Below are 12909 nucleotides of genomic sequence, written 5' to 3'. Positions count from 1 at the left end.
CACCTGATACGCATCCTCCGCCCCGTTTTTTTCAAACCGCACCACATCCTGCCTGTATTGGAGTAAGGTCACGGCCTTATCCGTTTCATCCACTTTATAGCGCTCGCCGGTGGAGAGTTGCAGCATTTTTGTGTCACTGTCGTAGTGGGTCAGCCCGAGGGAAAAACCGATGCCAAAGCCGATATCCGCTGAATTCAGCGGGCTGTATGCCAGCGCCAGGGTCAGCTCCGGCCCCAGTAGGTTATTGCCGATAAGGTGCGCCACCGGCATCACATAATTAAACAGCCCCGTGCGCGGATCGACACGGCCTGCGGCGGTGCTCTGAAAATTCGAGGCCTGAGAAAAGAATTCAGTGCTCATCTTTATCACCTTATTAAAATTAGGATGTAAATAGTGTCCCATCTGGCATATATTAAATTATCGGCAGTGACAGAAATAAAAAATATTTTGGAAAACCATAAAATAATATTCAAATAGTCAGTCTCGACTAAAATATAAATATTATTTTTAACATCTACATTATATACCCTTACTTTTTTATGAAATATATATCATTCAGCGTCCAGAAAATGAAAACTATCAGCATCATCCATAATAATTTCTAACAAGACGGATTCATTACCATAGAGATCATGGAATTTGAATTTTGGAATTTGGTCATTTTTATCTTTCCAAAAACCATCTTCTGGACTTTCGAAATATAACCTACTCATACTAATAGCCTTCTTTTCGTGGGGTTTTGTTACTATACGTACTTGCGGAGTAGCTTCGTTTAATACTGAGAAATACTGGCAATACTGATATTCCCATCTTCGATATTCAGCTCCAGCGATTTTCTTATCTTGATATAATCCCCAAAGAAACCAAAGGTAAAAGTGGTTAGCTCTTGTGTGGTGGGTGAATCTTAGGTAATCATACATGGGAGGATTATTATCGTTTATGGTATTTTGAATCTCCACATCCTGCACATCAACCTTTTGACCATTATTCATAGGATATATATAATAATTATTTTTAATCCATTCAAAGTATTTATAACTAGGCGATTGAGGGACATCATCACCATCAATATAATGTTTAATAACAGTCGTTTTATATTCATATTTGCCACTGTCTATTCTGAGTGCAACCTCATGACCAAGATCACTAGAATCGTAAACAATTGCTCGACGACCGTGAACAACAATATGCGATCCTTCTGCATGGGCATGATCTGATAAATATTCTTTCCCACACAATGTAATTTTCGCGATGATTTTCTTAGTTTCCTCTTTTTTTGTTTTCAACCAATAAACTTTTCGCTGAGATTCATTATCAATGGTGGTGTCTCTTCCAGATGATAAATTTATGCCTCTGGTTACATCACCTCGTGGATACGTGTGAGAGTAATCGTTTTCCTCAGAGCTGTATGTCCAATCACCAGTTAAATTTTCGTGCGTTACTGTATCAATTAACTCAATGCTATCTAATTGTTCAGGAGATAATGTTACTTTATACGAGTTAACATCCGCAGCGAGTATATCAATAGCGATACCAAGTTGCATATTTCCATTAGCAAATAGCTCACCTTCCCTTTTTCCATCAAGTAATATAAGAGTAAAAGTGGAAAGCTTGGTTATTATTAAATCATTATTTTGTTTTAAATTCATTATAATCACCCTCTAAAAAGAAAGAATAAGAATAATCATCATTTTAATGAAGTGCTTATTTTTATTATTACAAAAAAACATAAATCCATTGAGTATAACCCTACGGAAATATAACCACATAATTATTAATATAAAAACCATTCAATATCATATAGATTAACTACATTTAAAAATGGTGAGCGTCACGACTTACACTAAACATATATAAAATACTAGACCTAACACTAAGATATTTCCAGAGTAAATCCATAAATAAAATCACATTAGTTAAAGAAATTAAAATCATTAACTTCTATTAAAATAAAAATAAAAATAAAAATTTGTTATTATTTCATAGTATGATTTTTATAAAATCATTTAATAATTCAAATTAATTAACATGTTTATTATGTTTCATATTGTCTCTTTGTTAATTTCGTTCACTTCAATCAAACATGCTGCGTCTATTCTCATGAAAAATAAGTGAGAGGCTTCAGCCTCTCACCGGAAATCAGCCTTTGGCTGAGTAAATTCATTGGGTATAAAACAACATCAAATCAGTCTGTCTTTGCCGATTGTTGTATCTGACCAAGCCACGACAATTGAGGATTTCGTCTGGTTATCAAGAGAATCCATAAAACCACTGTCTCCGACTGTTGGAGCAAATCCACTCATGGCTTGCACCAGTGAATCTACCGCATGAGTTGACAGTGCAGTGAATTCGCGTTCTCCTCTCGCATCTTTATCCCCTATCCGGGTGATAATATCCGCCTGATTGCCATTGAAGTAATCGTTGAAAGTTACCGAACCGGTAGCTTCAAACTGCCCCTGAGCAGAGGTATCCGTGACATGACGGGCTGTCAGCAGTACCAAATCATAGCCGCTGCGCTGGAACCAAAGGTTCTGCCAGTTCAGGTTATTGAAGATAATTTTGTCGCTGGATTTGATATCTTCAACGATGTTATCAATTACATCACCGCTGACGACAAAACTATTCACACCTGTCCCCCCCGTAAAGCGGTTCTGATATCCCCCCAGTACCAACAGATCATCACCGTCACCCCCATTCAACTGGCTGAATTTGGAAACCACATCGGCGATCAGATGGTCGTTTCCTTCTCCACCATTGATCAGGGCGTGATAACCCATCAGTTTGATGGAATCATTGCCTTTATTACCTTCAATCCGGTTCTCATTGCCGAATACCGTCGCAAAATCATTGCCTTCTGCGAGTGCCACCTGATTGTTGTTACCGATGGCAACGACGTAATCCTGCCCTTCCCCGCTATCGATACTGTTAAAGTTACCGGAGGCCACGATATAGTCACGTCCTTCTCCCCCTTCAATGACTCCGCCTTCACCAAAGGCAAAGACCTGATCGTTACCCTTGCCCATATAGGCGTAGTTAATACGGCCAGCCAGCACGGCAACATCATCTCCGGCTCCGCCGAACATCATGTTTTCCCGTCCCATCAGAACGCCCATATCATTACCTTCACCGCCGGTGAAAACATTGGAAGTGCCGAGCGAGTAGAACGCATCGTCACCACGGCCTCCCCAGAAGTTGTTGTTATCGCCGAGATAAGCGCCCATATCTTTACCGTCACCACCCCAGTTAAAGTTATAGTTACCCAGAGAAACGTGAATATCACCGTCACCTTGCAGATGACCGCTGTTACGCAGGAAATCAAAGGTCTTGTCCTGCATATTCAGTAAATCTGCGGTCAGGTTCTGTTTCAGGCTGGTGACCAGATTTTGCATGTCCTGCTGTTTTTTCTGGCTGAATAAGGTTGCAAACAGGTTTGGCAGATTAAATGAGTTAAAACCGGCTGTGCGTTCTGGCTGTACATTGTCTCCGGGCTGTTCTTCAGCCTGTTTTGGCTGGTCATCAACAGGGGCTTTCGTTTTCAGCCCGTGATTTTCAAGGAAAGAATTCAGGGCATCAGTATCTGCCGCCGAATGCTCTTTGATGTAATCTTTCAGGGTTTGCGGATCAATAAGCGCCTTTAACTGATCACTGCTAAAGCCGCTGATGACCTCCAGCATCTCCTGTATAACCGCAACGCCATCCAAAGGCTGACCGTTTCGGGAGATAATGTGACCTTCCGCGGTGTAATCCACATTAAAGATTTCGCCTAAAGTGGTATCTGCATCAACACGGGCAAGGCTCCGCAACAGTTTATTTTTTAGCTGGCGCGGTAAATCCAGAACACTATAAGTGAATGTCGTTCTCGCCAGCCCTGTTGTTGTGTACTGCTGGGTCATCAGGCCAAACAGCGATCCCAGATTAATATCCAGCAGCGACTGAATATTGTCACCGAACATAAAATTCCAGCTGCCGGTTGTCACCTGAATATCCGCACCACGTCCGCCAACAGCAAAGTTAAAGGCGAGTTTTTCATTGGCCTGTCGGAATCGGTCTGCCCGGCTGAGATTACTGACTTTCGGCGCCTCTCCTCCCAGCCACTGATTGTATTTTTTGTTCAGTGCGCTTTCGATATCGTTCTTCAGGCCACGGCCACTGCGTAATTCCTGAGAACCCATCTCAGTCAGTGAACGGTAGTCCACACTGCTGGTCAAATCCAGCCCTGACATATCCTGTAGGTATTTTTTCACACTGGCGATTGTCCATTGCTCTTCCTGAGCGGCCAGCCAGCCCGGAGAAGAGAACGAACCGGAGATATCCTGCAAAACGCCTGACATTCGGGATACGCCGTCAAACGGATTAAGCATGGGCGGAGTCGGAATAGATTTATCCATCATGACAATCAGATCGTTACTGCGCCCCTGATTAAAGCTGATGTTCCGGTTGCCGATGAACAGCTGTGCGCCTTCCAATGCCTGATAACCGGCAATATTCACGCTGTGTTTGCTGTCACCGTCTCCCAGATGAACCATGACGTTATTATCGCCAAACGCCAGAGACTTAAAGCCTCCCGTTCCTAATTTAAGGCCGACATTTGTGGTTCCCCAATTAATGGAGGTAAATTCTCCGTCACCAATTTGCAGCTGAACATTGCCGGAATAACTTAGCTGATTGTTTTTTGGTGGCCTGCTCGCGTCATCGTTATCCAGTACAAGGCGCTTACGGGGTGAGTGAAAGGTTTCATTGTTATCGGCAATCGCGCCGGTGGCGGCTGTATTGGTATTCCGGCTACCTATACGCGCAAGTACAATGTCACTTTCAGAGATTCCATGACGTACCCGTTCTGAGCGGGTTTCCAGTTCATCGTTAGCATTCCAGCTAAGAACCGTTTTATTGTCATGCAGCTTATGCCCCCACTGTTCCTGTGCATCCCTTCTGGTATATTTACGACCTGTATTATCCACAGCAATATTACTACTGCGCGCAGAGACTGAAGCGCGGATGCCCTGTTGTTTAAGTTCAGTCATAAAATGACGGGCAAAGCCATCGCGCTTATCATCACTGATCAGAGAACATCCCACCAGACTGATATGCTCCGGTGTTCCGCCATAGCGGAAATCACGGCTGAACTGTTTTAAATTGATCGCTAATTCAGCCGCATTATAGCCCCCCATGCGGGTATGGTTTAATTCAGTAATTTCACGCCCGTGACCGATAATCTGCCAGCGCAGTTTACCTGTCAGTCTGGCTGGATCACCGTATACCACCCGATATTGGCCAGTAGAGTCAAACTGCACAACGATACTGGAATCAGGGTGTTTCCCTGCCAGATTAGCCGCGGCTCTGGCAACAACCGGATCATTCTCAGTCTGGATAATGATCTGGCTGTCAAAACGGCTGCTTCCGCTTTCCGGTTGCGGTGTGACGGTAATGTCTTCCCACGAAGAGACATTTTGGTTATGTAGCGGACGTTCTGTACCTAAAGCATTTTTCATGGGTGAGCCATCAAAGATTTCCATTGCCAGAATATCTCTCAGGTTCATTTTGTCATCAATAACCGGACGATAAGAGGCCAACGCCCGGCCATCCACAACAATCACCTGATTGAAAAAGCTTTCCTGATGCTCATTTTTAGGCATACCGTAGTATTGCGCCATATTCATGCCAGAACGGCTGAAGAAACGCTTAACATAAGCGCTGAATTTTTCTGCTGAGGAGAATTCCACAATGCCGACATTAGGATCATAGAAACCATACATCCGCGTTCCGCTGCTGTCTTTTGACCACGCCGCCATAGCATGATCCGATGTATTCAGCTCAAGTAAAATCGACCGGCCATCGGCATTAGGCACTGTAATTTCGTCGATGACATCCTTCACGGTTAATGCCTGATTACCAATCAGTTTTTTCTTCCATGCCCTGAACGTGTTGTCATACATTGGTGCGCGGATATAAAGTGCAGAGAGTGCACCGAGCAATTTACTGGCGTTCGCTTGTTCCGATTCAGCATATAGTTCCGGATGGCTGAGGACGGAAGCCGCAGAGTAGAGTTTTTTCAGAAAATCATTGCTGACATTCTCCTGCCCGTCATTCTCAAGATGTTTTGCCAGTAGAACCAGCTCTGACAGCGGCATACAGCGCCCGCCGAAACCATCATTGGACAGATTCAACAACATCAGTTGAGGAGCCAGATGTTCATTTGCCTGCAAGTCCTCAACACCAGTAGAAGCAACATCCCGGAACAAACGGCTGTGTTTTTCCATTCTTGGCCGCAAGCTGAGTTTCAGTGCCCGGTTTTCAATTTCCCAGGATAACGCACCTTTCTGTTCCGCTGTCCAGTTGCCTTTCAGTAGCAGATCCACCAGTTGCTTAATCCCCATATCAGCATGGAAACTCTCAACCAGATGCTCAGCCCGATTATGCCCGTAGCCTGACAGGAATTTTTTTGTCGCCCGCAGATCGTATACTCTGCCGGTTTTATCTGTATGGGACTGTAAAAACTGCATATAACGCTTCAAATCGTTCTTGATGCGTTTGATAGCAATACTTTCCTGTTCTCGCACGTTAGTCTCAGACAAATTACTTTCAGGCAAGTTGCTTTCAAGCGAGTTGCTTTCAAACAAGTTGGTAACGATCTTATTAGCGTACAGTTCCATCATCCGGCGGCTGGAATCATGTCCCAGATAAGTATGTTCACCAGAGATGTTATAACCGGTACTAATGAGTTTAGTACGCAGTTTTTCGCCTTCGGTTCCCAGCCCGTCCCGACCAGTAAGCACCATAATAGGTGTCTTTTTGCTAATCCCCTGTAGGTTCTTCTCTACTGAGAATTTTCCGTTAACCGATTTTGCCAGTACAGAAACCACCCCTGTCGGATTCAGGATATTATGAGCCGTAATAGCTTTGGTCATACTGGGCATCGGTCTGTCAAACAGCAGGCCGGCAACAGGTTGCCCTCTTCGTCCAACATAACGGGCCAGATCAGCGGCAATCGGTGCCCCCATTGAATAGCCGTGAATCACAATATTTTCTGGTTTAATACCACGATTGTTGACCAGATAACGGAACATGGTACGCGCATCCTGATACAGACCGTTTTCACTGGGGCGACCATCACTGGTACCGTAACCACGCATACTGACAGCCAGCATATCAACACCCTGCTGTTGATAATGCGTCTGGATTTTACTGGCTTGTTCTTCTGCGGAAGAGCCTGAACCATGAATAAACAGAACAACCTTGTCGGACGGCTCCACAGCACTCAGATGGTAATAACCTTCCAGACGCCCCGCTTCACCACGCAATGTGACTTTTTCTGCCATCTTTCGCTCAATTGCCCGGCTAAGCCCTATTTGCACTGCTTTACCGATACGCCGGCGATCATCTCTCATCCCGTACAGCTCATTATTCATAAAGCGTGCCAGCGGGTTACGTGGCTCACTGTCACGTAATGGTGAGCCATCATTTTCAATCGCCACTTTTTCCAGTATCTCTTCATAAAGATCATCCGGCTGGTCCAGGATCCGTCCCACACCATCACTATTCAAACGACGATATTTATATTTGATCCGCTCAGCCTGTGTAGCCTTCTGCAATGCCTGACCAAATTGAAAGAGATCATTAGGTTTCCAGATACCATATCCGGGACGCCACGCATGGCCGAGAACATTTTCTGCACCGCCGGCTTTCAGAACACGGGCAACAACCGTTGAGCAGTTTTTGGCGAAAAGTTGGTAGCGCGCATCCGGGTCTGTGCTGATTTTTTCCCACTCAGCCTGCATTGCCGCTACATCAAGGCCTTCCAGATTGATGCGGAATACCCGTCCCTGATCGGCTTTGCCATCTTTAAAAGCGTTAATGTCAGCCAATTCTCGTTCAGCGAACTGGCGCGTCACATTGCCAATTAAATGCTCCATGCGTTTAGAATTCTGCAATTCTGCTGCCATACGCAGTACTTCGGCAAAACGCTGAGCCACTTCCTGCATATCCATATTGTCATCCCGCCACTGGGCAAGGAATGGCTGATAAATATGAGGCGGTATCTCAGCCGATTTAAGCATCTCAGGATTAGCCAGTGCAGCCATCGCGAAACTTTCACTGACATCCTTAAACTTGGCATCCACGCCTTTTACGGCCCTTAGTTTTTCAACGAATTCTTTGAGTTCATCTGAGCCATCAACCAAGCCAAAATCATCATCTTCTTCGGAGGCAACGTCATATCTCAAAGCCGGATTCTGATGAGCGGGCATACTGAGGTCACGCCAGCGGATCCGAAAATCAGACTGACTATTATTTGTCTCCATCAGTTCCTGTAAATTAAGGGACTTACTACCTGCCGGCCACCAGCTCACATAGTTCATATCATTGAAATCCCTGACTTCTTCAGGGCTGACTTTCACACGTCCGTGACCAATTTGCAGCGCGGCATGTCCCACACTACTGTGATCACTCGGTTTCCAGATATAGAGGGTGGCGCTGACCGGCGATAAGTGACGCTCAATTTCCCGATGGACTTTTTTGAGGCCTGAAATATCGATCCCGATACCATCTTTTGCCAGATCACTGGCTTTCAGTTTGGAGAAAATGGCGTTGGTGACGTCCTGTCCATATTCCCGGGTAACGGACTCCATAACCAGTCTGACTCCCTTACCCGCAGTGTCTTTGGCTATCTTCACACTGAATCGGCCCTGCGTGACGAAATCCCCCTGCGTATCAATATAGAGGTGTTTGGAATCACTGAGCTTAGAGTTGGACAGTTTGTTGTACAGTTCGCTGAAGCTGCCTTCACCTGAACTTCGCAGTGTCGGCTCCGCCAGAGTCATGGATTCAGAAAGGCGTCCATAAATCTGGGATAACAGTTGTTGCATCGCCGGAGTCCGTTTTGAATCCGCGTGCCCAAGCACATAGCCTTCAACCTGCTGACAGAGGTAAGTTAATTTTTCGATGGCATCCAGTGAATAATCCCTGTCTTCCATCAGTGCCTGCTCATAACGTTGCAGCGCGTCAATGACGTTACGGTAACTTTCACCCATTGGCTTACCTTTTATGTAAGCCTTTTGTTGCAATTCATCGGCTGACATCAATTCAGCAGATGGGCGGTAACTCCAGCGACCGTTAATTTTTTCAGCCAAAACCCGCGTACGCCGTTGATCATAAGAAACGATATTATTTTCGACGAAATGCAGTTCTTTGGGGAACTGGTCATAACTCTCATAATTAGCCAGAATGAATTGTTCAATGACTTTAAGCTGTGCCGGATCTTTCGGGTTTTCCACCTTAATCATCTTAATCGGAGAATGACGATTTTCCGGCCATGAATGCACTTCAAAAGTATTATCTGCCCCTTCACGGATGAGAATATTCAGTTCAGAACGCAGACGATAAAACGGCAGTGCTTTATTCAGCATACTATCAATAGCACCCAGCCTGACGTTCAAATCAACTAATGTATCCGGCTGATAATGATCGGCATTTATCTCCCGATATTTTTGTTGCTCAACCGGATTCAGGGCATCGAAACGTACTTTCATGCCAATATCATTATCGTTCAGCCGGCTGCCTATCTGTTTCAATGGCAAATGTTTATATTCGGAAGCGGGTTTATCCAGTAAACGGATCTCACCGACCATCCCTTCACGCTGTAATTGGCGGAGTACCGGTAATTCGAGGTTCCAGAAGGTGCTACCCAACAGCAGACCACCTTCTGCTATCACATAGACATCCCCGCGGGCTTTAGTTGCATACACTGAACTCCAAAGCCCCATATTGCTGCGGACAGAGGCCTCAATGGCTGATTGCTGCTCTTTTTGACGAATATCATGAGGGTCAAGCGAATGTGAGGCCCAATCCAGCAGTCGCTCACTCAATGTGTTACTGAACGCATGCCCCGGTAAATCAGTGTCATAAACGACTTTCTTTCCATTAGGCTGGGCAGCATTCAGCAACTCACGGTATTGCTGGGAATTATTCCCCGAACGCAATGTCACCACACTTTGTTCACTGTCAGCCGGATCAAAATGGTAGCCGTACTGCTCCAACTGAGCCATGAAACGGACACGTTTATCCCAGTCATAATCAATGGTGGATTCCACAAATAATTTTGCCAGTGAGGATACCTGAGTCCGGGGAATAGTGTGTTTAATACTGTTGAGATAACCTTCGATATAATCGATCATCTTTTGTCGATGACTCTCATAAAACTCGGTATCAATACGGGCAATTCCCGGTACAGGGATATAATCATCCGCTGAAAAATCCATCAGCCGCTCAGTGTCACTATCCAGCCAACGATAGATATCCGCGACTTTTTGTGCCCTTGCCGTAACCGTGGATAGTGAGGCAGAGTTTGACGATATCTGTCTGTTTTGCGGTAAACCATAATCCCTGGCTAAACGCTCATTCCCCAGTGCTTCCAGCTTATCTGTCACCGTAGCTGAAATATCAGGCAATGCCCTGCTCAGGGTTTCAGACGCATCAATTTCCCGATTAACCTCATCAGGCAGAGCGATATTGCGGGGCTGCTCATCTGGCTGTCGGGTAGGCTCAATATTTGTCTTTCTGGAAATAATGCCTGCTTTAATTTGTAAACGATCCAGCGCCTGTTTTGCATCCGCCAATGGCACCAGATTATCGTCTGACTCCGGGAGTTCCAGCCTGAAACGCCCCTCACCCTGCGCAGCTATATCCTGAGCAATATGGCTACCGGTATGTTCTGCTCCACTTGGTTCATAAGCCAAGCCGGACAAACCACTCCCCTTGTTTTCTCTGCGAGCGGTTTTCTGGCTGCTGTTTTTCGCTTCAATGGCAGCATCCTGCTCTGCCTGCTGGGCAGCGCTATACCCATCAGCGGCAGCCTGTGCAGCCCGTTTTTGCTGTGACAGTGCCTCTTGCGACCGGAATTCTGCCCGGCTGCGGGCATCTGTAATATCCTGCTGCGCATTCCGTTGATTCTGTTCACTTCTGACAATACCCGCTTCCGATTTTTCCAGAGCTGTATCGATTTGATTCCGGTGTTGCAGAATAGATGAATTTGAAGACTCCAGTTGCTGATCGGCAAGGTTTTTTGCTTTATCCAGTTGTGACTGGAGATCATCCAACAACCTGCCTGCATAATCATGTCGCCATTGTGTACCGGAATCTCCCTGATGATGCCCGTTTGGCTGGTTATCGAGACTTTCCAGCGCCTTAGCTTTTGCCAGTAGATCATCAGTAATAGCCTGCTCCTCTTGCCTGATGACATCACGCTGTGCCAGACCGTTCGTATTAAGGGCATCAAGATCCGTTGCTTCCAGTTGATTCTGAGTATCCGCAATCGCCGCCAGTTGTTGTTCTTTCTCCTGCATCAGTCGTTCACTGTCAGCTTCAGCATTCTCCTTATCATCCAGTACCTCACCAGCCACTGAAGTTTGTGGTGTCTGCTTCACTTTGACACTTCCAGAACGATTTGAGCATGCAACAATGTTATCCAGAATGTAACCTCGGCCATCACTTCTGCCGGTGCCGCTGAATGCCAACCGGTTACTGCCCGCCTGAGCAACCAGTACCAGTTGTTTATGCTGCCAGGCGATCCTATCGTCCGAAGATGAGAAAACAACCTGATCGTTCCAGAGCACTTCTATACCGTTATCATCGGTGCTGCCTGCACGCGGTGCAAAGTCAAAATCAAGGGTAATGACTTCTCCCGCTTTAAGCTGGTGGAGATCCTGATAAATGGTGGTGTTGGCATGAGCATCCAGTTCAGTCACATGACTACCGTGGCCTGCGTTATCCAGCCCATAAGACGCCGCCGGATGCTGGGCTTCAATCCCGTTGGTCGCTTGCCAGCCCTGTGTACCGGCCTCGAAATCCCCGTTGATAATCAGGTTAGGCTTCTGATTTTTCGTAGGTTGCTCTTCCCCGTTCATGATGGCTTCCAGCCTGCCGACATCCGGTGTTTTCAGCTGGCTCACCGAAGCATGCAGATCAGTGGAAAGCGTAGAGCTGACTTCACCGATTTCCGTCAGTTCAAAACCTTTCAGGTTGTTTATTTCCGGCAAATTGATGGCACCCCGCCCACGGTAACTGCCCGATGTATTGGCTTCATCACCCTGCACCAGAAAGTTAATTCCCTGACTGCCCATAGCTCCCAGTAATGTCTGTTTGATATTACCGAACAGCGTTGCCAGTTTATGGCTTTCCGTATTGCTGGAGGCCAGCGCCAGATTGTAAAAATCCCCGTTACCGATTTGAATGGCGACATTATTACGGGCATAAGAAGCGTGAATATTCATCCCGTCACCAACATGGATGTTGGCATTGCCGGTGCCTTTCATTACCGAGACATTCAGTCCGTCACCCACTTTGGTGCTGACATTGAGCTTACCCCATGCCACATTGACCGAGATACCATCGCCCACTTTGGTATTTACGTTCAAATCACCGTGGGCAGCAACCACGCTCAGGCCATTTCCTATGCTGGTTGTGATATTACTTTTACCCTTCGCGGCAGTAACCTGCATACCATCACCCACTTTGGTGACAACATTGCTTTGGCTCCACAGGGCATTAAAGCTGTCACCCTGCCCCACATGCGTGACAATATTTGCATCACCTTTAGCCAGTGTAACCTGACGGCCATTCCCCACTTTGGTGATCACATTCGCTTTACCCCACGCGCCGGAATAATCATCACCATGACCTAAATGAGTCAAAATGTTAGCCGAGCCTTGTACAACACTAACCGCACGTCCATCGCCGATCTTGGTCACCAGATTGGCTTTCCCTCTGGCAAAGTTATAGTGATCCCCGGCTCCCACATGGGTCATAATATTGGCATCACCCCAGGCGGCATTGACCGCCAGACCGTCTCCCATTTTGGTCATCAGGTTCAGCGTACCTTTGGCAAAACCCACGGTATTGCCATCGCCAACATGGGTC

Annotated in this window: 3 protein-coding genes; all 3 read right to left on the bottom strand. The window is 46.2% G+C overall.

Features of this window, described 5'->3' with window-relative positions:
• Positions 1–360 (bottom strand): hypothetical protein (locus Xsto_RS19080; RefSeq protein ID WP_141554543.1); only part of this gene is annotated, 360 nt, incomplete at its 3' end.
• Positions 361–551: 191 nt separating this feature from the next.
• Positions 552–1649, bottom strand: coding sequence for a hypothetical protein (locus tag Xsto_RS19075; protein WP_099126099.1), 1098 nt, complete (start codon positions 1647–1649; stop codon positions 552–554).
• A 531-nt stretch (positions 1650–2180) separates the two neighbouring features.
• A partial coding sequence (gene rtxA / locus Xsto_RS19070) for an MARTX multifunctional-autoprocessing repeats-in-toxin holotoxin RtxA (RefSeq protein WP_099126098.1) occupies positions 2181–12909 on the bottom strand: 10729 nt, incomplete at its 5' end.

Source organism: Xenorhabdus stockiae (genome assembly GCF_002632825.1).
In the GTDB taxonomy this organism is placed as follows: Bacteria; Pseudomonadota; Gammaproteobacteria; order Enterobacterales; family Enterobacteriaceae; genus Xenorhabdus; species Xenorhabdus stockiae.
This window is presented reverse-complemented; position numbering and strand designations above follow the sequence as displayed.

Excerpts from the sequence above, each read along its gene's own strand:
- Xsto_RS19075 (WP_099126099.1), bottom strand. The coding sequence starts at position 1,649 with ATGAATTTAAAACAAAATAATGATTTAATAATAACCAAGCTTTCCACT.